Source organism: Actinomycetota bacterium (assembly GCA_030774015.1).
Lineage (GTDB): Bacteria > Actinomycetota > UBA4738 > UBA4738 > JACQTL01 > JALYLZ01.
The window spans coordinates 17,576-39,644 of sequence record JALYLZ010000075.1 but is presented as its reverse complement, the minus strand read 5'-3'; the positions used below and the strand labels follow the sequence as shown (position 1 = coordinate 39,644).

At 71.6% G+C, this 22,069-nt stretch carries 19 protein-coding genes, 1 tRNA gene and 1 pseudogene; 14 read left to right on the top strand and 7 right to left on the bottom strand.

Going from position 1 to position 22,069, the window contains the following annotated elements:
• The first annotated feature begins 5 nt into the window (after nt 1-5).
• The 3 genes from M3Q23_07765 to M3Q23_07755 all read left to right on the top strand — a co-directional run bounded on the left by M3Q23_07765 (nt 6) and on the right by M3Q23_07755 (nt 2,052).
• Entirely contained in the window at nt 6-845 is an 840-nt protein-coding gene (locus M3Q23_07765; protein MDP9341985.1) for a hypothetical protein, read from the top strand.
• A 51-nt stretch (nt 846-896) separates the two neighbouring features.
• A complete protein-coding gene (locus M3Q23_07760; protein ID MDP9341984.1) occupies nt 897-1,646 on the top strand; it encodes an MGMT family protein in 750 nt (249 codons plus the stop codon).
• Nucleotides 1,647-1,860: 214 nt separating this feature from the next.
• Nucleotides 1,861-2,052 carry a hypothetical protein gene (locus M3Q23_07755; GenBank protein ID MDP9341983.1) on the top strand — a complete coding sequence of 64 codons (192 nt, stop codon included), beginning with the start codon at nt 1,861-1,863 and terminating at the stop codon, nt 2,050-2,052.
• 1 nt (nt 2,053) lies between these two features.
• Here the strand turns inward: M3Q23_07755 and M3Q23_07750 are convergent.
• Nucleotides 2,054-2,125 (bottom strand) — tRNA-Arg (locus M3Q23_07750).
• Nucleotides 2,126-2,189: 64 nt separating this feature from the next.
• On the opposite strand from M3Q23_07750, the gene argS reads away from it, so the two are divergent.
• On the top strand, nt 2,190-3,932 hold the full coding sequence (gene argS, locus M3Q23_07745; GenBank protein MDP9341982.1) for an arginine--tRNA ligase: 1,743 nt from the start codon (nt 2,190-2,192) through the stop codon (nt 3,930-3,932).
• Complete coding sequence (gene lysA / locus M3Q23_07740) at nt 3,925-5,793, top strand: diaminopimelate decarboxylase (protein ID MDP9341981.1); 1,869 nt, start codon at nt 3,925-3,927, stop codon at nt 5,791-5,793. The genes argS and lysA overlap by 8 nt, the downstream gene beginning before the upstream one ends.
• Nucleotides 5,794-5,830: 37 nt before the next feature.
• Here the strand turns inward: lysA and M3Q23_07735 are convergent, their stop codons facing one another.
• The gene (locus tag M3Q23_07735; GenBank protein MDP9341980.1) at nt 5,831-7,408 is read right to left on the bottom strand and encodes an ATP-binding cassette domain-containing protein; all 1,578 of its coding nucleotides are present in this window, start codon (nt 7,406-7,408) and stop codon (nt 5,831-5,833) included.
• Nucleotides 7,409-7,514: 106 nt separating this feature from the next.
• Here M3Q23_07735 and M3Q23_07730 point away from each other — a divergent pair, with 106 nt between their 5' ends.
• Genes M3Q23_07730 through thrB form a run of 3 tightly spaced genes read left to right on the top strand, consistent with a single transcriptional unit; the run spans nt 7,515 to nt 10,775 of the window.
• Nucleotides 7,515-8,807 (top strand): homoserine dehydrogenase, encoded by a 1,293-nt coding sequence (locus M3Q23_07730; protein ID MDP9341979.1) that lies wholly within the window; start codon nt 7,515-7,517, stop codon nt 8,805-8,807.
• A gap of 11 nt (nt 8,808-8,818) precedes the next feature.
• Nucleotides 8,819-9,862 carry a threonine synthase gene (thrC, locus tag M3Q23_07725; protein MDP9341978.1) on the top strand — a complete coding sequence of 348 codons (1,044 nt, stop codon included), beginning with the start codon at nt 8,819-8,821 and terminating at the stop codon, nt 9,860-9,862.
• A 43-nt stretch (nt 9,863-9,905) separates the two neighbouring features.
• Complete coding sequence (gene thrB / locus M3Q23_07720) at nt 9,906-10,775, top strand: homoserine kinase (GenBank protein ID MDP9341977.1); 870 nt, start codon at nt 9,906-9,908, stop codon at nt 10,773-10,775.
• A 9-nt stretch (nt 10,776-10,784) separates the two neighbouring features.
• On the opposite strand, the gene M3Q23_07715 is transcribed toward thrB, so the two are convergent.
• From M3Q23_07715 to M3Q23_07705, 3 genes are read right to left on the bottom strand one after another with little or no spacing between them, the layout of a single operon-like run.
• Complete coding sequence (locus M3Q23_07715) at nt 10,785-11,837, bottom strand: DUF2332 domain-containing protein (GenBank protein ID MDP9341976.1); 1,053 nt, start codon at nt 11,835-11,837, stop codon at nt 10,785-10,787.
• Nucleotides 11,834-13,081, bottom strand: coding sequence for a HAMP domain-containing histidine kinase (locus M3Q23_07710; GenBank protein ID MDP9341975.1), 1,248 nt, complete (start codon nt 13,079-13,081; stop codon nt 11,834-11,836). The genes M3Q23_07715 and M3Q23_07710 overlap by 4 nt, the downstream gene beginning before the upstream one ends.
• Complete coding sequence (locus M3Q23_07705) at nt 13,081-13,743, bottom strand: response regulator transcription factor (protein ID MDP9341974.1); 663 nt, start codon at nt 13,741-13,743, stop codon at nt 13,081-13,083. Before M3Q23_07705 ends, M3Q23_07710 begins: the two co-directional genes overlap by 1 nt.
• A gap of 104 nt (nt 13,744-13,847) precedes the next feature.
• Here M3Q23_07705 and M3Q23_07700 point away from each other — a divergent pair.
• From M3Q23_07700 to M3Q23_07690, 3 genes and pseudogenes are all read left to right on the top strand, one after another.
• Nucleotides 13,848-14,168 (top strand): annotated as a pseudogene (locus M3Q23_07700) (DoxX family membrane protein).
• Between the two features lie 456 nt (nt 14,169-14,624).
• Nucleotides 14,625-14,894 carry a Rieske 2Fe-2S domain-containing protein gene (locus tag M3Q23_07695; protein ID MDP9341973.1) on the top strand — a complete coding sequence of 90 codons (270 nt, stop codon included), beginning with the start codon at nt 14,625-14,627 and terminating at the stop codon, nt 14,892-14,894.
• A gap of 71 nt (nt 14,895-14,965) precedes the next feature.
• The gene (locus M3Q23_07690) at nt 14,966-17,167 is read left to right on the top strand and encodes an amylo-alpha-1,6-glucosidase (protein MDP9341972.1); all 2,202 of its coding nucleotides are present in this window, start codon (nt 14,966-14,968) and stop codon (nt 17,165-17,167) included.
• Nucleotides 17,168-17,195: 28 nt separating this feature from the next.
• Here M3Q23_07690 and M3Q23_07685 read toward each other — a convergent pair whose 3' ends face one another.
• Nucleotides 17,196-17,840 (bottom strand): TetR/AcrR family transcriptional regulator, encoded by a 645-nt coding sequence (locus M3Q23_07685; protein MDP9341971.1) that lies wholly within the window; start codon nt 17,838-17,840, stop codon nt 17,196-17,198.
• Nucleotides 17,841-17,859: 19 nt separating this feature from the next.
• Between M3Q23_07685 and M3Q23_07680 the strand changes: the two genes are divergently transcribed.
• Entirely contained in the window at nt 17,860-18,714 is an 855-nt protein-coding gene (locus M3Q23_07680; GenBank protein ID MDP9341970.1) for a hypothetical protein, read from the top strand.
• Between the two features lie 5 nt (nt 18,715-18,719).
• On the opposite strand, the gene M3Q23_07675 is transcribed toward M3Q23_07680, so the two are convergent.
• Complete coding sequence (locus tag M3Q23_07675; GenBank protein ID MDP9341969.1) at nt 18,720-19,892, bottom strand: MarP family serine protease; 1,173 nt, start codon at nt 19,890-19,892, stop codon at nt 18,720-18,722.
• Between the two features lie 73 nt (nt 19,893-19,965).
• Between M3Q23_07675 and chrA the strand changes: the two genes are divergently transcribed.
• A complete protein-coding gene (gene chrA, locus M3Q23_07670; protein ID MDP9341968.1) occupies nt 19,966-21,153 on the top strand; it encodes a chromate efflux transporter in 1,188 nt (395 codons plus the stop codon).
• 32 nt (nt 21,154-21,185) lie between these two features.
• Nucleotides 21,186-21,965, top strand: a complete 780-nt coding sequence (locus M3Q23_07665) for a glycoside hydrolase family 15 protein (protein ID MDP9341967.1) — start codon at nt 21,186-21,188, stop codon at nt 21,963-21,965.
• Nucleotides 21,966-22,069 lie beyond the last annotated feature (104 nt).

Here is a 22,069-nt window from a genome sequence, read left to right as displayed (position 1 = left end):
CTCAGGTGGACGCCATCCCCTTCGAGGACTTCCTCGCGGGGATCAGTCGCCTTGGCGGCATCGTCGAGCTGGACGACCAAACCCGGGCGTGGATCGAGGAAGCGGCACGAACGCTCGAGGCTATGCCGCGCGTCACCGTCAAGAGCCTGGCCAGCCTCATCGGTGAGCACCCCGACTGGGTTCCGATCCTCGGGCTGTCCGTAGGGCTCACGCAGGAGCAACTGCGGAACACTCTGAGGTATCGATTCGGCAGCCCCGGATGGGAGGGCCTCGCGAAGACCAAGGCGGCCGAGCTCGTGAGCCTTCTCGACGATGAGTTCCGCTTGGTTCAGCGGCTGAAGGATCAGCGAGTCCGGCGGTGGTCATTCGCAGACGTTCTGGCTGAGCGTTACGCGTCCCGCCTCCGCGCGGCTGGCTCGATCGGTCGCGGACGAAGGGTCGAGGACCAGGTCGAGAGGATCGTCGACGATCTCGAACTGCCCAGGCAGATGCGGACCCAATTCCGAGGCCGTGGGGGCCAGACGGCGCCCTGCGATCTCGCGATACCAGAGGGCGGCCAGCGGGCCCAGATCGTCTGCGGGATAAAGGGCTTCGACTCCACAGGGAGCAAGCTGACCGACGCAGCTCGGGAGATCGAGGCCATGGCCGAGGTGCGGCTCCCGAACCAGTACGTGTTCGCCGTGGTGGACGGCATCGGCTGGCTCAGCCGCCAGGCCGACCTCCGTCGGATTCACAGTCTCTGGGACAAGCGCTCGATCGACGGCCTCTACACGCTTTCCGGATTGGCCGATTTTCGGGCCGACCTCGAAGCGGCCGCACGTCGACTCGAGCTGCTGTCCGGTTAGGGAGAGAGCGGAAGGGCGACCTCGGCCGGATCGTGAGGGTGGGTCGCACTCGTGCATCACCTGTCCGTCTGTCTTCCGGTCGACCCGATCGAACCGGCGGGTTGCTGTGCGATCAAACTTTGGCCCGGCCCCCTCGCCGGAGTGGAGGAGCCCTCACGCGGGGGGGACTGGAGCCGTCTGCATGCGGCTCTTGCCGCGCTGCCGTTGGGAGCCTGGACCTCCTACAGCGACGTAGCCGAGCTCATCGGCTCCCATCAGGTGCCCATCGGCCAACACCTCGCAACGACCCCTGGCGTCCTCAACGCACATCGGGTGCTCAAAGCGGGAGGTCGAGTAGCCGACGCGTTCCACTGGAGTGATCCGACGGACACTCGCGACGTCCACGACGTCCTCCAGGCGGAAGGCATTCACTTCGGTCCTGATAGGCGCGCCGATCCCTCCCAGTGCCTGCAGGCCGATGACCTCGCCGCTCTCATCGGCGAGGTGATCGAGCCGGTCCCGCCAGAGGAGGACCGCGAATACGGCTGGCGGTTCCAGCGCATGCTCCGCTATCTGCCCCGCTTCTACGACGCGCCCGAGGGCCGTCTCCACGAGGACGATGCTCGAGCCTTCGCTATCCAGGAGGGGTACGACCCCCGCGGGGTGGCTGGCTTCTGCCAGGGCACTGCCAGCTGGCGGAAGGATGGACCGCTCCGCGTGCTTACCGACGCCGGGCGCGAACTCTACGGGCTCGCCGACCGGGTGTTCGGTTCCGATCGCGTGCCATTGCTTCGAGAGGCGCTCACCGGCTCTGACCCGTAAGCCGAGGGACGTCACGACGTGGATCGCCTCCGAGCCGAGATCGACGAACTCACGCTGCGGATCCGCCGGCAGGTCGCGAACCTCGAGACAGAGAGCCGGGAGAGATCCCCGGCGTCTGGAGGAGCTCTCTCAGCTCAAGGCGAAGCGGCAGCAGCAGATTGAGGCGGCCGAGCGGGCGGCCTCACATCATCCCGATCCGGAGCAGGCCGCAGAGTTGCTCGACGTGCTCCCGCTCGTCGATGTCGACTTCGAGCTGCTCGAGGAGGCGGAGTTTCGTGCGCTCCTCCAAGCGCTCAACCTCGAGGCTCGATACGACCCGCGCAACAAGCAGCTCGCCGTCAAGGTGGTGCTGGCGCCGGGGTTGATGGGACCGAACGACGCGGGTCCGCGTTCGTCCCTTTCGTAGGTGCCCCCGGCAGGACTCGAACCTGCGCACCGCGCTCCGGAGGCGCGTGCTCTATCCTCTGAGCTACGGGGGCCGCGGCCAGTGTAGCAACCGGCCTCTCAGCGCCCGTCCGTCCCGGAGGTCCTCGAGATTCCACCGTGATCGAGAAGAAGCTGAAGGCGCTCATCCGTGAAGCTGTGTCGGGGGCGGCCGCCGACCTCGGGGCCGAACCGCCGGTCGAGATCGAGCTGATCCGGCCCCCGCAGAAGCGGTTCGGGGACTTCTCCACGAACGTGGCCATGGCGTGGGGGGCCCGGCTGAAGCGGAACCCCGGCGAGGTCGCGGCGGCCATCGTCCACCAGATGCCGAAAGCGGACTTCCTGTCCTCCGCCGAGGTTGCCCCGCCCGGTTTCATCAACTTCCACGTGGTGCACCTGTGGCTGTACGACGTGCTCCGGGAGGTGGTCGCGCGGGGCGACTCGTTCGGACTGCTGGATCCGACCGGGGAGCGGGCCCAGGTCGAGTTCGTGTCGGCCAATCCCACCGGGCCACTGCATGTCGGGCACGCGCGCAACACCGCGCTCGGCGATGCCATCGCATCCATCCTCGAGGCGGCGGGGTTCGGGGTCGAGCGCGAGTACTACTGGAACGACAGCGGGACCCAGATGGAGCTCCTCGGCCAGTCGGTGGAGGCACGGTACCTGGCCCGATTCGGTGTGCCGGCCGAGGTCCCCGAGAACGGCTACCACGGCGAGTACGTGGACGACGTCGCGGCGCAGATCGCGGAGGAAGTCGGCGACCGGTTCGTGCACGAGGAACCGGAGGCCCGGCGGAAGTGGTTCGTGGAGGAGAGCCGCCGGCGCATGATCGAGTGGATCCGGTCGACGCTGGACCGGTTCGGCGTGCATTTCGACTCGTGGTTCTCCGAGGCCTACCTGGAGCAGTCGGGCGCGGTCGAGGAGGCCGTGAAACTGTTGCGGCAGAAGGGGTTCGCGTACGACGCCGACGGCGCGGTGTGGTTCCGCTCCACGGAGTTCGGTGACGACAAGGACCGGGTCCTGATCCGGAGCAACGGCGCTCCCACGTATTTCGCCAAGGACGTGGCGTACCTGCGCGACAAGTTCGGCCGGGGATTCGACCGGCTGGTGTACGTGTGGGGCGCCGACCACCACGGTGACGTGGTACGGGTGCGGGGCGCGGCCCAGGCCCTCGGGTACGACCCGGAGGCCATGGAGTTCGTCCTCTACCAGTTCGTCTCGCTGTACCGCGGGGGCCAACCGGTGAAGATGAGCAAGCGGGCCGGGGACCTCATCACGCTCGACGAGCTGCTGGACGAGGTGGGGGCCGACGCCGCGCGATACGCGCTGCTGGCGCGATCCAGTGATTCCCCGATCAACTTCGACATCGAGGAGGTCTCCCGCCAGAGCCTGGAGAACCCCGTCTACTACGTGCAGTACGCGCACGCCCGGATCGCCAGCATCATCCGCCACGCGTCGGAGCGGGGGATCGACCTCGCGCCGATCGACTCCGTGGATCTGGAGCGGCTGGACGCGGAGGCCGAGCTCGACCTGCTACGGAAGATCTCGGAGCTACCCGAGGAGGTGGAGGTCGCCGCGAACCTCCGGGCGCCGTACCGCCTGGCGCGGTACGTGGAGGACTTGGCCGCCTTGTTCCACCGGTTCTACACGGAGTGCCGGGTGGTCACGGACGACGCCGCGCTCACCCAGGCCCGGCTGTGGCTGTGCGTGGCGGCGAAGCAGGCCATCGCCAACGTGCTGGGGCTGCTGGGCGTCTCCGCGCCGGAGGCGATGGAGCGGGTGGACGAGGACACCGAGGCCACCGATGACTCCGGCGTCACTGAGAGATCCGGCGCCGCGGAGGGCTCCGGCACCGGTGCGTGAGCCGCCGGGGCCGGGAGGTCCCGACGTGGTGGGAGCCGGTCCCTGGCCGGCGGGGGCGAACTTCGACGACAGTGGGTTGTCGGTGGCCGGAGTGGCGGCCACGGACCTCGCCCAACGGTTCGGGACACCGCTGCTCGTGGTGGACGAGGACGACCTTCGGGCACGATGCCGGGCCTTCCGTGCAGCATTCCCGCGTGTCCTGTTCGCGGTGAAGGCGTTCCCCGCCCACGAGCTCATCCGGATCGCCTTGTCGGAGGGCTTCGGGTTGCTGGTGGCCACCGGCGGCGAGCTGGAGGCGTGCCTTCGGGCGGGAGCGCCGCCTGGTGCAATTGCAATGCATGGCAACAACAAGTCGTTGCAGGAACTCGACCTGGCCGTTGCAACGGCCGTCGACGTGGTGGTGGCCGACAACGCCGAGGAGCTGGAGCGCCTCGACGCGGTGGCGCGCCGGAACGGGCGACCTCCCGTGCCGGTCCTGCTTCGGGTGACGCCCGGGATCTCGGGCCACACCCACCGGTACGTGGACACCGGCGGCACCGAGTCCAAGTTCGGGACGCCGATCGAAGGGGGGAAGGCCCTGGAGGCGGTGAGGAAGGCCGTGTCGCTCCCGGGGGTCGAGTTCCGGGGGCTCCATGCCCACGTGGGCTCGCAGCTGCTCGACGCGGCGACCTTTCTGGCGGAGGCGGACGTCCTGCTCGACCTGGCCGTCGACATCCGGGAACACGTCGGAGTGGGCGTAGAGGTGCTGGACCTGGGAGGAGGGTTCGGGGCGACATACACGGACGAGGTCTCGCCCGCACCACGTGACGTCGCCGGCCCGCTCCTGGCGCACGTTCGCGAGGGCGCAGCGGCTCGGGGACTCCTCGCGCCGGAGGTCGTGGTGGAGCCGGGGCGGGCCCTGGTGGCGAACGCCGCGCTCACGCTGTACCGGGTGGGCTCCGTGAAGCGCACGCCGGCGGGGCGGACCCTCGCGGCCGTGGACGGCGGGATGTCCGACAACATCCGGCCGGCGATGTACGGGGCCCGCCACACGCTCGCGCTGGCCGGCCGCTCCAGCGCCGCGGAAGCCGTGCCGGTCACGGTGGTGGGCAAGCACTGCGAGTCGGGAGACGTCGTGGCGGAAGACGTGCCGCTGCCGGCGGACCTCACCTCGGGGGACCTGGTGGCCGTCGCGACCACCGGGGCCTACACGTATTCGATGGCGAGCAACTACAACAAGGTCGGACGACCGGCCGTCGTGGCGGTGCGCCAGGGCGAGGCCCGTCTCCTCCTCCGGCGGGAGGACGCCTCGGACCTCGACCGGCTGGAGGTCTCGGCCCCGCGGGAGGCCGACGCACGGCCACCCGACGGCGTCGTGGTCCGGCCCGCCAGTCCGAGGGACGCTGTGTCCTACCTGAAGATGTGGGGGGCGGTGGTGGCGGAGCGGCGGTGGGTCCGCACGGAGACGGTTCGGTTCACCGCCCGGGGGTACCGTCGCCTGTTCCGCCAGCCCGTGACGAACGAGCACGCCCGGCTGGTGGCGGTGGCGTGGGGCAACGTGGTGGGGAACCTGGTCATCGAGCGGTTGGCCCATCCCGTGAACCGCCACGTGGCCACCCTGGGGATGGCCGTCGACGCGGCGTGGCGAGGCCAGGGCATCGGCAGCGCGCTGATGTCCGCGGCCCTTCGCTGGGCCAGGTCCGAGGGCATCGAGAAGGTGAGCCTGGAGGTCTACCCGAGCAACGGGGCGGCCATCGCCCTGTACCGGAAGTTCGGATTCGTGGAGGAGGGCCGGCTGCACCGGCAGTCCAGGAAGTCCTACGGCTACGAGGACGAGATGCTGATGTCACGGTGGCTCGTCCCGCCCGCCGACGGCGGGTGATCGCGACGGCTGGCCTCCCGACGAGCCGTGGAGCGACTCAGACGTAGGGGCGCTCAAGCGCCTCGGTGACGGAGCCGTCGTCGCCGAACACCAGGAACCGCTCCAGCAACCGCATCAGCCACCGGTCGTGGGTCACCACGAGCACGGTCCCCTCGTAGTCCAGGATGGCTTCCTCCAGCGCCTCGGCCGAGTCGATGTCGAGGTTGTCCGTCGGCTCGTCCAGCAGGAGCAGCGTGGACCCCTGGACCTCGATGAGCAGGATCTGGAACCGCGCCTGCTGCCCGCCGGAAAGCATCCGGAACGGCAGCCGGGCCACCTCGGCCAGGCCGTAGCGGTTCAGCACGCGCATGGCCTGCCCGAAGTCCAGTGCCTCCTTCTGGAGCGCCTCGACGGGCGTGAGCTCGGCCAGCTCCGGCCGCTCGTGCAGCTGCGAGAAGAGCGCGGCGTTCACTCGGGCACCCAGCATCCACTCGCCCTCATGGCGGATGTCCTCGCCCGCCAGGAGCTTCATGAAATGGGTCTTGCCGGTGCCGTTCGAGCCGACCACGCCGACGCGCTCGCCGAAGTGGATCTCGGTGTCGAACGACTGCACCAGGCCCGGGATGGCGAGACCTCGCGCCCGCACGACGACCTTCCCGCTGCGCCCGCCACTCAGGTCCATGCGGACGTCCTGCTCCCGGACGGCCGTGCGCGGCGCGCGGTCGCGCTCGAAGCGCTCCAGCTTCTTCTCGGTGGCTCGGGCCCGCTTGGCGAACTTCTCGTTCAGGGCGGCCCGCCGCTTGAACTCGCGGATCTGCGCAACGATCCGCTCGTGCTCCTCGTCGTAGCGGCGCCGCTCGTCGTCGATCCGCTCCAGCCGGTCGGCCCGAGCCGTGGCGTAGGTGTCGAAGCCGCCGTGGTGCGTCCACACGGTCCCGCCCTCGATGGTGACGATGGCGTGCGCCGTTTCCGCCAGCAGGGCCCGGTCGTGGCTGACGAACAGGATGGTCTTGCGCGAGGCGTTCAGACGGTTCTCGAGCCACCGCTTTCCCGGGATGTCCAGGAAGTTGTCCGGCTCGTCCAGCAGCAGCACGTCGTCCTCGGAGCGCAGGAAGGCTTCCAGGGCCAGGCGCTTCTGCTCCCCGCCCGAAAGCGTCGTGATCGGGCGGAAGCCCACCCGATCGAACCCCGCGCCCAGCGCCGACTGCGCGCAGGTGTCCCACAGCACCTCGTACGCGTAGCCGCCCGCGTCGCCCCAGGCCGCGAGGGCGTGCGCGTACCGGTCCCGGGCGGAGCCACCATGCGGTCCGGCCACGATGAACTCCATGTGGCGGAGCTCGTCGTGGGCCAGGTGCACGGCCTTCGGCGCGAGGCCGGCCAGGAAGTCCCGCACGGTCGCCTCCGGATCGTGTGAGGCCACGAACTGCCGCATGTAGCCCAGGCGCCCGTCGATCCGCACGGAGCCGGAGCCCGGAACCTCCTCGGCCGCCACCATGCGGAGCAAGGTGGTCTTTCCCGCCCCGTTGGCGCCCACCAGCGCGACGTGGCTCCCGGAGGGCACGCGGAAGGACACCCCGGAGAACAGCGTCCTTCCGGGGAACGAGTGCTCGACGTCGACGACCTCGATGGAGCCCACGGCGAGCCAGAGGGTACCGCCGGACGACCTGCCCTCCGCGGGGACCCTCCGCGTCCCGTTCCCCGGGAGGTCCCTCCGCGCCCCTCCGCCGCGGTACCCTCGCTCCATGGGCGCGCCGCGAGTGGTTCGTGTGGGGATGCTCGGCTGCGGGACCGTCGGGTCCGCCGTGGCCCGGCTCCTGGCCGAGCACGCGGGCGACGTGGAGCAGCGCGCGGGCATCCGCCTGGAGATCGTCTGCGTCGCGGTCCGGGATGCCGCCCGCGACCGAGACGTCCCCCTCGACGCGTCCCGGTTCACCGACGATCCGACGAAGGTCGTCCAGGACCCCGACGTCGACGTCGTCTGCGAGGTGATGGGGGGCGTGGAGCCGGCGCGCGGGCTGATCCTGGCCGCGCTGGAGGCGGGCAAGCCGGTGGTCACCGCGAACAAGGAGCTCCTGGCCACGTGGGGGCGGGAGCTGTTCGACCGGGCCGAGGCCGCGGGCGTGGACCTGGCCTTCGAGGCCGCCGTGGGCGGGGGTATCCCCTTGGTCCGGCCCCTCAAGGAATCCCTGGCCGGCGAGCGGGTCCGCCGGCTGGTGGGGATCGTCAACGGGACCACCAACTACGTTTTGACGCGGATGTCGGAGGACGAGCTTTCGTTCCCCGAGGCGCTGGCGGAAGCGCAGGCCCTCGGGTACGCGGAGGCGGATCCGGCCGCCGACGTGGACGGCCACGACGCCGCGGCCAAGTGCGCCATCCTGGCCTCGATCGCCTTCAACACCCGCGTGGTGGCGAGCGACGTGTACCGGGAGGGGATCGGGGCGGTGGCGCAGGAGGACATCCGGAACGCCCGCACCCTCGGCTACGTGATCAAGCCCGTGGCCATCGCCGAGCTCGAGGACGAGGACGTCGCCGTGCGGGTCCACCCGGCGATGATCCCGGCGAACCACCCGCTGGCGGCGGTCCGGGACGCGTTCAACGCCGTGTTCGTGGAGGGAGACCGGGTCGGGGAGCTGATGCTGTACGGGCGCGGCGCCGGCGGCGACCCCACCGCCACCGCGGTGGTGGGGGACCTGGTGCAGGTGGCCCGGAACCTGGCCCTGGGCGGACGGTCCCTCGGATGCACCTGCTACCTGGACCGGCGGATCCGGCCCATGGACGACATGGAAGCGGCCTATTACCTCCTGCTGAAGGTGGAGGACCGCCACGGCGTCCTGGCCCAGATCGCGGGGGTGTTCGGGGACAACGAGGTCTCTATCAAGAGCGTGTGGCAGGAGGGATCGGGCCACGATGCGCTACTCGTGCTGATCACGCACCGGGCGCGGGAGGGTTCGCTCCAGAACACGGTGCGCCAGCTCCGGGAGCTGGCGCCGGTGACGGCGGTCCGCAACGTGCTCCGGGTCGAAGGGACCGAGTAGTGGCCGCCCGGATGTGGCGCGGGGTGATCGAGGAGTACCGCGAACGGCTTCCGGTCTCGCCGGACACGCCGGTGATCACCCTGGGCGAGGGCGGAACGCCGCTCGTGCGCTCGGACCGCCTGTCCGCCGAGACGGGCTGCGACGTCTTCCTGAAGTTCGAGGGGGCCAATCCCACCGGTTCGTTCAAGGACCGCGGCATGACCCTCGCCATGTCCAAGGCCGTGGAGGAGGGCGCGAAGGCCGTGGTGTGCGCCTCCACCGGGAACACCAGCGCGTCGGCCGCCGCGTACGCGGGCAAGGCCGGCCTGACCTGCGCGGTCCTGGTGCCCTCGGGGAAGGTGGCGGCGGGCAAGCTGGCCCAGACCCTGATCCACGGGGCCAGGGTGCTCGAGGTCGAGGGGAACTTCGACGCCGCGCTGGACGTGGCCCGGGACCTGGCCGAGCGCTTCCCGGTGACCCTGGTGAACTCCGTGAATCCGTTCCGGCTGGAGGGCCAGAAGACCGCGGCGTTCGAGATCTGCGATGCGCTGGGCCGGGCCCCCGGCTACCACATCACCCCCGTGGGCAACGCGGGCAACATCACCAGCCACTGGACGGGCTACCGAGAGTACCTGGAGGCGGGCGTGATCGCCGAGCCGCCTGCGCTGCACGGGTTCCAGGCGGCGGGCGCTGCGCCCATCGTGCTCGGCCATCCGGTGGAGCGGCCCTCCACCATCGCCACCGCGATCAGGATCGGGAACCCGGCCTCGTGGGAGCAGGCGGAGACCGCGGCGCGGGAGTCGGAAGGGGGGATCGACGCCGTGACGGACCGGGAGATCCTGACCGCGTACCGGCGGCTGGCCGCCGAAGGCCTGTTCGCCGAGCTGGCGTCGGCGGCTTCGGTGGCCGGCCTTCTGCAGCTTTCCGCGCGCGGCCGGCTCCGGGCTGGTTCGACCGTGGTGTGCGTGCTGACCGGGCACGGCCTGAAGGACCCCGAGTGGGCCATGGCCCTCGCCGCCCGCCCTCCCGTCGTCGCGCCCGACGCCGTGGCCGTGGCCGCGGAGCTCGGCCTGTGACCGCGTCCGCCATGACCGCTGCGGCCGGCGCCCCGCTTCGGCCGTGAGGCTCACCGTCCGCGTCCCCGCCACCGTGGCCAACCTCGGCCCCGGGTTCGACTGCTTGGGGCTGGCGCTCGACCTCGTCAACGCCGTGGAGCTCGACACGGACGGATCCGCCGGCGTCGCCATCGACGGCGAGGGGGCGGGTGAGCTGCCCGAGGACCACTCGAACCTGATCGTGCGGACCATGGCCTATCTGGCCGGGGAGGCCGGGGGAAGGCTCCCGCGGTTCTCGCTGCGATGCTCGAACCGGATCCCGCTGGAGCGGGGCCTGGGGTCGTCGGCCGCCGCGGTGGTGGCGGGGCTGCTGCTGGGGAACCGGCTGCTGGGGGCGGGGCTGTCGGACGACCGGGTCCTGGGGCTGGCGGTGGACCTGGAGGGGCACGCGGACAACGTGGCGGCGGCGCTGCGGGGCGGCGCGGTCATCGCGTACCTCTCGTCGTCCGGGTGGAAGGCGGAGCCGCTCGAGCCGTCGGACCGGCTCCGCCCGGTCCTGCTGATCCCGGAGCACGAGCGTGTGTCGACGCAGGAGGCCCGACGGGTGCTTCCCCTCGAGGTCCCCCGGAGCGCGGCGTCCTTCAACGTGGCCCGGGCGGCGCTCCTGGTGGCGGCGCTGACCCGTCGCCCGGAGCTGCTCGGGGAAGCGCTCCAGGATCGGCTCCATCAGCAGGCCAGGCTGCGGCTGGCGCCGGCCAGCAGGGCGCTGTTCTCCGACCTGGAGGAGGCGGGGATCCCGGTGTGCGTGGCCGGTTCCGGTCCGACCCTCCTGGCGTTCGAGGACGGCGAGCGGACGGTGTCCGAGCTGGGGCCGGGATGGCGGGTGCTCCGAGTCGGAGTGCGGGCCGCGGGGGCGGAGATCGAGGAGGCCTGACCGCTCGGTCTACGGCTGGGCCAGCCACCGGACCGGAGGACCGTGTGGCAACGCCCTGCCCAGGTTCCGTTTCTCGCCTCCCGGCCAAAGGGTGAGGGTCACCTCGCATTCGAGGCCGAGGTCACCGTCCCACGCATGTTCGAAGCGCAGCCACGCGAGTGGCGACGTCCGGGTGGCCCGAGTGCCGGCGTCCTCCATCAGCTCGCGGATCCTGGCCCGCCGCTCCGGCGACAGGTAGACCTCCACGATCGAGTGGAACACCACCGTGGCGTTCCCCGGTCGGGTGTCCGTCAGCCGCCGAGCCAGCCATTCGGTGGCCTCCGTGCGCTCGACGACCGCCCGGACCCGCGCGGCCACACCGAGGGCCGCCTCCAGCCGCCGGAGCCGCTCCACCTGGTCCGCCCACACGCTCGAGCGCAGGACCAGCCGGTCCTCGGCGGACCCGGGATCGAGCGGCGCGAGGTCGCATCCGCGCCGCTCCCGCACCTTGACCCGGACGTCGAACGGCGGGTGGGAGTCCGTGAACGCGTCGGGGAACACCACGGGCGAGTCGGGGTCTCCCCACGCGGCGCCGGCGGACTCGTAGCGGTACCGGTCCCACCGCAGGTTCAGCCCGGCGCTGGCGCCGATCTCCGCCAGCGCGAGGGGGAGCCCGGTCTCCCGGGCCACCAGCAGGAACCCGCCCAGGAGCGCGGCGCTGCGGCCCACCTCGTTGGTTTGGCACGGCAGGTCGAGCAGCTTCCGAATCTCGTCCCGGTGCTCCACAAGCGTCTGCCGGAACACGAGCCAGGGGTCCCCGGTGGCGCCACCGCCTGCCGAGGGGTAGTGCCCGGCCAGCTCGGGGGCCCGGCCGGTGAGGACGAGGCGATGCATCGCCGCCATGAACCGGAGTGGCGTGTCGAGGAGCTTCCCGCGCAGCACCTCCCACGACGGCCCGTCCGCCTCGAGATCGGCGGCCGTCGCTTCCAGCAGCCGCGCGTACAGGGGCGAGCCCATCAGGTCGCACGCGGCGGCCTGCTCGCGCAGAGCCCTCGACAGGTCGGCCGCCGCCGTGTCCGTCACGACTCGTGGCGGGCCGCGGGAAGGGCGATGCGCGCGGTGAGGCCGCCGCCCGGCGACTCCTCCAGCCAGATCCGCCCGGACTGCGCCTCCACCAGCGCTCTGGCGATGGGAAGCCCCAGGCCCGCGCCGCCCCCGCCGTCCCGAGTCCGGGCCGGGTCGGCCCGGAAGAACCGCTCGAACGCCGAAGCCGTGTGCCCGGCGGGAAGTCCGCTCCCGTGGTCCTGCACCGTGATGACCGCCTCCTGGCCCCGGTCGTCCCATCGAACGGTGGCCTTCCCCCCGCCGTGCACGGCGACGTTCTCCAGCACCGCGTCGAGCGCTGCCTCTGTGGCCACCCGGTCCGCCAGGGCCCGGACCCCGTTGCCCGGCACCAGCTCCAGGTCCAGCCCGTGCGCCCCCCGCCCCCGGCGGGCGGCTTCCTTGCACACGTCCTCCAGCTCGATGGGTTCGGGGGCCAGCCGGAGGGTCCGGCTGTCGGTGCGGGCCAGCAGCAGCAGCCGCTCGGTCAGCGCCGTGAGGTAGTCGATCTCCGAGAGGATCTCGGTCCCCAGCTCCGGGTCGCGCTCCGCCAGCTCCTCCACCGCGGAGCGCACGAACGTGAGGGGCGTGCGGAGCTCGTGGGAGGCGTCGGCCGCGAAGTTCGCCTGGGCCTCGTAGGCGCGGCGGACCGGCCGGGCCGCCCGCCCGGCCAGCCACCAGCCCGCCGCCATGCTGGCCGCCACCGCGACGGCGCCGCCGAACAGCAGCAGCAGGCGGACCCGGCGGATGAGGCCCCGCTCCGGAGCGAGCGACCGTCCGGCCACCACCGTCGCGATGAGGCCGCCTCCGGGAGCCCGCGCCGGCAGCGTGATGATCCGGACCGGCTCCCCGCTGGCCACCACGTCGGTCACGGTCTGCGGATGCGGCCGCAGCCACGGCAGCAACCGCTCGTCGGTGTCGAGCGGCCGTCCGGACGGCAGGAACAACTCCATCCGGATGGCCGAACGGGAGGGCACGTCGGAGTCGGGCGGGTTCTTCGGCGAGCCGGACTCCACGACGCGGGCCACCTCTTCCCGGGCGGCGGCCAGCACGCTGGCCGTGGCGCTGCGATCCAGGCTCCGGGCCAGCAGGGCCTGCCCGATCCCGCCCAGCACCAGCAGGATCACGGCGATGACCGCGGCGTGGCTCACGGCCATGCGGACCCGCAGCGAGCGGAACACCAGGCGCCGTTCCGCGCGCATCGGGTCCCGGGCCTCGATGGGCATCAGCGTCCGATGGCGTACCCGACGCCCCGGATGGTCTCGATGACGTCCCGTGCCCCCACCTTCTCCAGCTTCTGCCGGAGGTAGTGGACGTAGAGGTCGACGACCTTGGTGCGGGCGTCGAACGAGAAGTCCCACACGTATTCCTTCAGTTCGCTTCGGGTGAGCACCCGGCCGGCGTGGCGCATCAGGCACTCCAGCAGGTCGAACTCCTTCGCGGTGAGGTCGACCGCGGTCCCGTTGACGCTGACCCGGCGGGCGGGCGGATCGAGGACCAGATTTCCGAAGGTGAGCTTGCGGTCCCGGCCCAGGCGCCGGGTCAGCGCCTCGATCCGGGCCAGCAGCTCCGCGAAGGCGAACGGCTTGACCAGGTAGTCGTCGGCGCCGGAACGCAGTCCCTTCACCCGGTCCGACACCGCATCCCTCGCGGTCAGCATGAGGACCGGCACGTGGTTCCCGCGTTCGCGAAGCGCGCTGGTCACGGCGACGCCGTCCATCCCGGGAAGCATGACGTCCACCACCACCAGGTCGAACCGGCCGGAGGTGGCGAGCTCGAGGCCGTCCGGGCCCGTGAAGCACGGGGTCGCCTCGTAGCCTTCCCGGGACAGGCGGCGGGCCAGGAGGGTGGCCAGTCGATGGTCGTCCTCCACCAGCAGGATCTGCATCTGGCCATGGTCTCGCATCCACACCGGGTTCACGTGCTTTTCTTACCGGGCGCAAACCTTGCTCCAGCCGATCCCCAATTCGGGGGCACCACACTCGGATGGCCATGGGTACCCACCGGCCGGACAACCTGCTCGCGCCGTCCAGCCTCGCCGCCAGCTGGAGGGCGCAGCCCCTGTCCATCCGGGTGCTGCGGGCGTTCCTGGGCGTGACGTTCCTGTACGCAGGGGTCCAGAAGCTGGCCGACCCCAACTTCCTGCACGCGGGGACCCACGACTACATCGGCTCACAGCTCCAGGCGTTCGCCGAGGGGAGCCCGATCGGGGGGCTGCTCCGTGTGCTGGCGCACGCGGCGGTCCTCACGGGGATCACCGTCGCCCTGGCCGAGATCGCGGTCGGGGTGGGGACCTTGCTGGGGGTGGCGCCGTTCGCCATGGCGGCCATCGGCTTCGCGGTCAACCTGGTGCTGTTCCTCTCGGCCACGTGGCACGTGCACCCGTACTTCCTGGGATCCGACTCCATCTACGCCGTGGCCTGGGCGGTGTATCTGGTGGCCATGTGGGAGCAGCAGGTCCGGAGCAGGCGCTCGGTTCGAAACCGCCGGCAGACCGCCCGGATGCAACCCGAGGACATCACGCGCCGCGAGGTCATCCGCGGTGCCCTGGTCGGCGCCGTCACGCTGATGTTCGCGGGGATGGCCCGCGCAGCGGCGGGCAAGCCCGCGGCCGCGAGCGCGGCGAGCGGCCTCACCGGTCCGACCGGCCTCACCGGTCCGACCGGCCCCACGGCGCCGACGGGCCCTTCCGGCCCGACTCCTCCCGGCGGAGGCCACGCCGGCCACCATCCCGGTGGGAAGGTCATCACCGGGCTGAACCGGGTCCCGGTGGGGCAGGCGGTCGGGTTCACCGCGCCGGGCGGTGATCCCGCCGTGCTGGTGCGCCTGGGGCAGCAGCAGGTCGTGGCGTACAGCCGGGTGTGCACCCACGCGGGGTGCCTGGTCGGCTACGATGCCCAGTCCCGGATCCTGTACTGCCCGTGCCACGGGGCGGAGTTCGACCCCGCCCGCGGCGCTCAGCCGGTGGCCGGCCCGGCGCCCTCCGCGCTCCCGCGCATCCGGGTCGCCATTCGCGGCGGCAACGTCGTGCTGGGCTGACGACCCGTCGGTATCGCCGCATCCGGCCCGGCCCTAGACTGACCCCCGGGCGCGCGCTCCGTTCGCGCGCCGTGGACACCGACATCGACACCGACACGTCTTCGTTCGAGGACTCGCCCCGGCCGCAGGTCGCCGGGGTTCCCGTCCTCGTCACCGACCTCGCCAACAAGACCCTCGCCGTGAAGGAAGGGGAGACCTTCCTGTACTCCGACACCGAGGGGAACCTGGACGACCGCAAGGACTACGGCCTGGGCCTGTACCACCACGACACCCGGTTCCTGTCGCACTTCATGATGCGGCTGTCGGGGCGCCAGCCGGTGCTGCTGTCCTCGTCTGCGGAGCGCTCCTACATGGCGTTCGTCGACCTCACCAACCTCGACCTCTACGAGGACGGCCGGCGGATGGTCCCGCAGCAGACCCTCAACGTGCGGCGCATCCGGGTCATCGACGGACGCCTGTTCGAGCGGGTCCGGGTACGCAACTACAACCCGTTCCCTGTGGCCGTGGACCTGGAGTTCTCGTTCGGCGCGGACTTCGCCGACATCTTTGAGGTGCGCGGGCTGGCTCGGGCGACCTCCGGGCAGATGGAACCCCCCCGGGCACAGGGCCGGCTGGTGGAGTTCGCCTACCTGGGCCGCGACGGGACCCGGCGGGTGACCCGGATCGAGTTCGGCTCCGATCCGGCCCGACTGGAGGCGGTGGGAGACCTGGTCCAGGCGAGCTTCCGGCTCACCATCGGCGGCAATCAGACCCGCACGGTGGCCATGACGGTGGTGCCCCTCGTGGGCGACGAACGGCCGCCCGAGCGAGAGCTCGACGCCGCCGTCCACTCCCTCCGGCGCTCCTACGAGGAATGGGAACGCGAATCGACCCGCCTGGTCACGGACAACGAGCTCTTCAACGAGTTGCTGGATCGGGGTCTCCGCGACCTCCGGGAGCTGTACACGCCGACCCCCACCGGGGGCATCCTGACGGCGGGGATCCCGTGGTACGTGACCATGTTCGGGCGGGACGCCCTCATCGCCTCGCATCAGATGCTCACGGTGAACCCGAGGCTGGCCCGCGACGCCCTGCGGTACCTGGCCGCCCACCAGGGCACCGTTCGGGACGACTCGCGCGACGAGGAGCCCGGCAAGATCATGCACGAGGTCCGGGACGGCGAGCTGGCGCGGGCGGGGCTCGTTCCGCACACCCCCTATTACGGCTCGGTCGACTCCACGCCCTGGTTCCTGATCCTGTTCGCGCAGTACTTCCGGTGGACCGGCGACGTCGAGCTGGCCCGCTCGTTGCTGCCGGCGGCGGAGGCGGCGCTCCGGTGGATCGACGAGGACGGCGACCTGGACGGGGACGGGTTCGTGGAATACCTCAGCCGTTCCGCCAACGGCATCCGCAACCAGGGATGGAAGGACTCCGGCGACTCCATCGTCCATGCCGACGGCACCCTGGCGGAGCCGCCCATCGCCCTGGTGGAGGTGCAGGCCTACGTGTACCTGGCCAAGCTCCGCATGGCCGACGTGTTCGAGGTCCTCGGCGACCCCGACCGGGGCGACAGGCTCCGCCGGGAAGCCGCAGCGCTCCGGAAGCGGTTCCACGACGCCTTCTGGATGGAGGACGAGCGCTACTTCGCGGCGGCCCTCGACGGCGACAAACGGCAGGTCCGGAGCATCGTCTCGAACCCCGGACACGCGCTGTACTGCGACATCGTCGACCAGGACAAGGCCGAGCACCTGGCCCGCAGGCTCCTGGCGCCTGACATGTTCTCGGGGTGGGGCGTGCGGACCATGAGCAAGTCGGCGGTGAGCTACAACCCGATGAGCTACCACAACGGCTCGGTGTGGCCCCACGACAACGCGCTCATCGCCGCGGGCCTGAAGCGCTACGGCTTCGTCCGGGACACCAACCGGGTGGCCACGGCCCTGTTCGACGCCGCCATCGGCGCTGACTACATGCGGCTGCCCGAGCTGTTCTGCGGGTTCACCAGGCGCAGCCCCAACCGGCCGGTCAGCTACCCGATCGCGTGCTCTCCGCAGGCCTGGGCGGCGGGGTCGCCGTTCCTGATCCTCCAGGCCATGCTGGGCATCTCCGCTCGCGCCCATCAGAACCTCCTCACCATCAACAAGCCGCAGCTGCCGCCGTGGCTGAACACCGTCGAGCTCCGCGGCCTCCGGGTCGGCGACAGCCGGATCTCGCTGGTGTTCCGCCGGGAGGGCGAGATCACCGGCTTCTCGCTGCTCTCCCGACAGGGCGACGTCCGCGTGGTCATGGAGGAGTAGGAACCGGGCCGGGGAGCTCGCCGCGGCGTCAGGCGGGCCTGGTGCTCGCGGCCAGGAGGAGCTGGATGGTCTGACCCGCCACGGCCTGAGGGTGCACGGACTCCGGGTCGAGCGCGGTGTGCAGCGCCAGTCCGTCTCCGGTGGCCACGATGAGCAGCGCCATGGGATCGGGATCGATCCACGCCGGAAGGAACCCGGTCGATTGCAGCGTGCGGATCTCGCCGGCCAGATAGTCCCGAAGCTCCCGGAGGAGCCCGTCGATGCCACGCCGGAGGGTGTCGGATCGCGGCGCGTGCACCAGCGCCTCCAGGTAGACGGGGAGGAGGTCGCCCGCCCGGGTGAGCGAGTCCTGGAGCGCCTGGACGGCCCGGACCATCCGCGAGGCGGGGTCGGCGTCGGCCCGGAGGGCCACCAGGGCCGGCGCAAGCCACCCCCGCACCGCCTCGATCAGGGCCTGGGCGATCAGCTCGTCCTTGGAACCGAAGTGGTAGGTGATCCCGGCGAGGTTGACGCCGCTCTCCGTGGCGATGGCCCGGGAGGACGTGCCATGGCGGCCCCGCTCCCCCAGGACGCGCAGGGTCGCCTCGATCAGCCGGGCGCGGGTCTCGGCAGAGCGAGAATCGGTCGGCGGGGCCTCTGACGCCTCCTGCCCGGAGTTGCTGGATTCATTCATACGTTCGTATGATACAGGCGTGGACGGTCACGAGCGGGACGGTCACCGGCCTGGAAGCGGTTCTCGACCCAACCCGGCGTACTGGCTCCTGGCCGGGCTGCTCGTGGGCTTCGGCGTGTTGGGCATCCTCAGCATCGGCCTGCCGTTCCTGGTCCTCGGCCTAGCCCTCCTGGTGCTGACGCCGAGCCGGAACGCGCCGGAACGGTTCTGGCCCCCGCTCGTGGGCATCGCGGCCTTCTTCCTGGGCTTTCTCCTCGTTGCCCCGCTCGGATGCACCACGAGCGCGGTCGCACGCGCGACCGGCGGCTTGGCTCCGGCTCCACAGGCCCACACGGTCTGCACGAACGCCATCGGCCTGCACTACGCGGAGGGCGCCGGCTACAACCCGAGCCTGGTGCCGGCCCTGGTCGCCGGGCTGCTGTTCGCGGTCGCCGGATGGAGCGTCTCCCGCCTGCTGATCGTCCGGCTCGGGGGGCGGACGCCCGCCGCCGCAAGCGGCTCGGGGAAGGACCCATGGCGGTGGCTCGGGGTGGGTGCCGCGCTCGCGGCGGCCCTGCTCGCCTGGTTCCTGGCCATCCCGGCCTTGCTCCTGCTGGTGGTCCTGGTCGTCGTGCTCGCCCTCAGGCGAGCCGAGGGATGGCCCCTGGTCCTGACCGGCTTCGGTCTGGTCACGGCCCCGTTCACGCTCCGGGCATGGCTGGCTCCCCAGTGCCAGAACGAGTTCATCGACCTCCCCCATCACGTCTATCGATGCCTCCAGCGCGAGCCTTCGGAGATGTGGCCAGCCCTGGTCTCGCTGGGACTCATCGCGATCGGCCTGCTGCTCTTCTGGCGGCAGCGGAAGCGGGCGGCCTCGGCTTCGCCGGTCGGCTGACCCCTCTACCGCGTGCAGGGGCCGGTGGAGACGGGGGCGGTCTCGCCGATGGCGCGGCGGACATCCGGCCCCACCTCCGTCGAGGTGATGGCGTAGCCGATGCGGGGGTCGGTGGTCGACGCCGCGAAGACGAGGCCCGCGACCTCCCCATTGGCCAGCACGAACGGCCCACCCGAGTTCCCCGGACGCACCACCGTCTGGAGCTCGTAGATGTCCCGGGTCACGGTGCCGCGGCCGTAGATGTCGCGGCCCACGGCGTGGATAATGCGCCGGCTGGCCGCCCCCACGCCCTTCAGCCCCCCGCCCTCGGGATAGCCCAGGACCGCGCCCACCGCTCTGTGCTGGAATTCGTGGCCGGCCAGGTGCAGCGCCGGCTCGGACGTGCTGGCCACCCGGAGCACCGCGACGTCGATCCGGGGGTCGAACAGCACCGGGACGCCCGGCTGCGAGGCGCCGCCCGAGGTCTGCACCGAGATGGAGTGCTCGCCCGCCACCACGTGGGCGTTCGTGATGACGTACTGCGGAGCCACCACGAACCCGCTGCCCTCCTCGATCCGGCCGCAGGCCTGCCCCACGATCCGAAGCGTCGAGTCCTTGGCGTCGTCGAACGCGTGCCGGGCCTGTCCCTTGGTGGGCCCCTTCACCGCGCCGCCCGGAGCGGGGGGCAGCCCCGCGAAGACCTCCGGGAACCCGAACTCGTTGAGGAACTTCCGGACCTGGCCCAGCAGCGACGGCGGCGGCGGCAGCGTGTCGGCGAGCCCGCGCACCACCGCGGAGCTCCGGATCTCGCGGGCCAGCGTGGGGAAGGGACCGTTCGCCAGGTTCAGCCCGATGAACCAGATCGCCAGCAGCACCGCCACCACGGAGACCATCGAGCCGCCGGCGGCGTCGAGGGGCGCCAGCCGGGAGGTCCGCGTGGCCGCCCACACCTTGGCTCCCACCATCCACCCCGCCGCGTCCCCCAGCGCCGCGATGGCCAGGAAGCTGACCAGGGCCACGATCGACTGCGAGCTCGGGTTCGACACCAGGCCGGCCAGCTTCGGTGCCACCGAGGCCCCCACCACCAGGCCGACCAGGAGGCCGCCGAAGGTGAAGATCTGGAACAGGGCGCCGCGGCGGAACCCGCTGATCGCCGCGAACACGATGAGCACGATCAGGAACAGATCGAGGAGGTTCACGGCAGGTGTATCGTCCCACGAGGCCGTGGGGACCAAACGACCCCGATCCCGCAAGCTCGACCCCGACCCATCGGTGACGCCTGGCTCGGACGACCGCGACGCCGGCCTGCGGCGGTTCCTGCGGTACTTCCTGTGGCTGGGGACGTTCGGGTTCGGCGGGCCCATCGCCACCGTCGGCTACATGCAGCGGGACCTGGTGGAGGACCGGGGGTGGGTGAGCGAGCCCGAGTTCCTGAACGGCGTCGCGCTGGGCCAGACCATGCCGGGTCCCCTCGCCGCGCAGGTCGTGATGTGGGTGGGGTACGTGCGAGCCGGGGCCCTGGGGGCGCTGGCCACCGCGGGCACGTTCATCCTCCCGTCGTTCGCCGCGGTCCTGGCGATCGCGGTGTTCTACGTCCGCTCCCAGGGCCTGGACTGGGTGCAGTCGATCTTCTACGGCGTGGCCCCGGGGGTGATGGCCATCATCGCCATCGCTGCGGTGAAGCTGGCCCGGCTCACCAACCGAACGGACCCCCGGCTCTGGGCCATCTCGGCGGTCACGCTCACGGTCACGGCGGTCACCGGGGCGGAGATCGCCTTCCTGTTCGTGGGTGCGGGGCTGGTCATGCTGCTGTGGGACGCGCCGCCCCGGTTCCTTCGCCGAGGCGGCTCCGGGACCGCCATGGTGGCGGGTCCAATCGTCGCGACCGCGGCCGGGCCTGGGCGGAGCATCCTCCTGGGCGTGGCCGGCGGCGGGACGCTCGTCGCGCTCGGCCTGTTCTTCCTGAAGGCGGGCGCCTTCATCTTCGGAAGCGGGCTGGCCATCGTGCCCTTCCTGCGAGAAGGGGTGGTGCAGCAGCATCACTGGCTCACCGAACGCCAGTTCCTGGACGCTGTGGCCATCGGCCTGATCACGCCCGGGCCCGTGGTGATCACGGCGACGTTCATCGGCTATCTGGTCGGCGGGCTGGCCGGGGCGGGGGTGGCGACCGTCGCCATCTTCCTGCCGATCTATCTGGGAGTGGTGGTGCCGGGACCCTGGTTCGCCCGGCACCGAGAGGACCCCCGGGTGAAGGGCTTCGTGAAGGGGGCGACGGCGGCCGCGGCGGGAGCCATCGCCGGCGCGACCATCGTGCTGACCCGCAAGGCGGTGGTGGACCTCCGGACCGCCGCGGTCGCCGTGGGGAGCCTGGCCCTGCTGCTCGCTCTCCGGCGCTTCCGGTTCAAGGAGCCGCTGGTGGTCGTGCTGTCGGGCCTGGCGGGCCTGCTGCTGGCGAGATGAACCGGGGCTCATGGGCATGAGTGCATGAGTGCATGAGTGCGGACGCGGACCTGTATCGCGTGAGCGTCGAGGTGATGGCGCGGGGCCAGCACCGGAGCGGCGCCTTCGTGGCGTCGCCCACCTTCCCCACCTATCGGTACTCCTGGATCCGGGACGGCTCGTTCATCGCCGCGGCCCTGGACGAGGCCGGTGACCACGAGCGGGCGGGGGCCTTCCACCGATGGGTGGCCGGCGTCGTGGAGCGATACCGGCCACGGATCGAGCGAGTCGAAGCGAACGCGCCGCTCGAGCTGACCGACCGCGACATCCTGCACACCCGGTTTACCCTGGAGGGTGAGGAGGGGTCCGAGTGGTGGGCCAACTTCCAGCTGGACGGGTACGGCTACTGGCTGTCCGCCCTCGCTCGGCACCTCCGGCGCGCCGGCCGCGGCGACGAGTTCCTTCCAGCGGTGGGGCTGGCAGCCCGGTACCTGGCCATGCTGTGGGAGCGGCCCTGCTACGACTGCTGGGAGGAGTTCCCGGACCGGGCGCACCCGGCCACGCTCGCCGCGGTTGCCGGGGGGCTCCGGCACGCGGCGGCCCTCCTCGACGACGCCGGACCCGGCGCGCTCGCGCAGCGGATCCTCGATCGGGTCATGGCCCGCGGCACCACGGAAGCCGCCGACGGCGACGGGAACATGCCCGAGCAGGTGTCCCGTCATCTGCTGAAGCCGGATCGCTTCCAGCCGTGGGTCGAGCGGTGGGGGCCGGTGGCGACGCCGTTGCTATGGTCCCACGCCATGTACGTGCTGGCGCGAGGGGCGGTGGCGTAGGACCACGGTCCGCGCGGCCGGCCGCCCGGTGTGCGGCTGCCGCCGCGGGCGGCCGTTTGCTCGCGGCGAATCCCTCGCCGTAAGGTCAGGCCGACGGCGTCCCG

Excerpts from the sequence above, each read along its gene's own strand:
- M3Q23_07705 (MDP9341974.1), bottom strand. The coding sequence starts at position 13,743 with ATGCAGATCCTGCTGGTGGAGGACGACCATCGACTGGCCACCCTCCTG.
- M3Q23_07710 (MDP9341975.1), bottom strand. The coding sequence starts at position 13,081 with ATGCCCATCGAGGCCCGGGACCCGATGCGCGCGGAACGGCGCCTGGTG.
- thrC (MDP9341978.1), top strand. The coding sequence starts at position 8,819 with ATGTGGCGCGGGGTGATCGAGGAGTACCGCGAACGGCTTCCGGTCTCG.
- M3Q23_07685 (MDP9341971.1), bottom strand. The coding sequence starts at position 17,840 with ATGAATGAATCCAGCAACTCCGGGCAGGAGGCGTCAGAGGCCCCGCCG.
- M3Q23_07665 (MDP9341967.1), top strand. The coding sequence starts at position 21,186 with ATGAGTGCGGACGCGGACCTGTATCGCGTGAGCGTCGAGGTGATGGCG.
- M3Q23_07730 (MDP9341979.1), top strand. The coding sequence starts at position 7,515 with ATGGGCGCGCCGCGAGTGGTTCGTGTGGGGATGCTCGGCTGCGGGACC.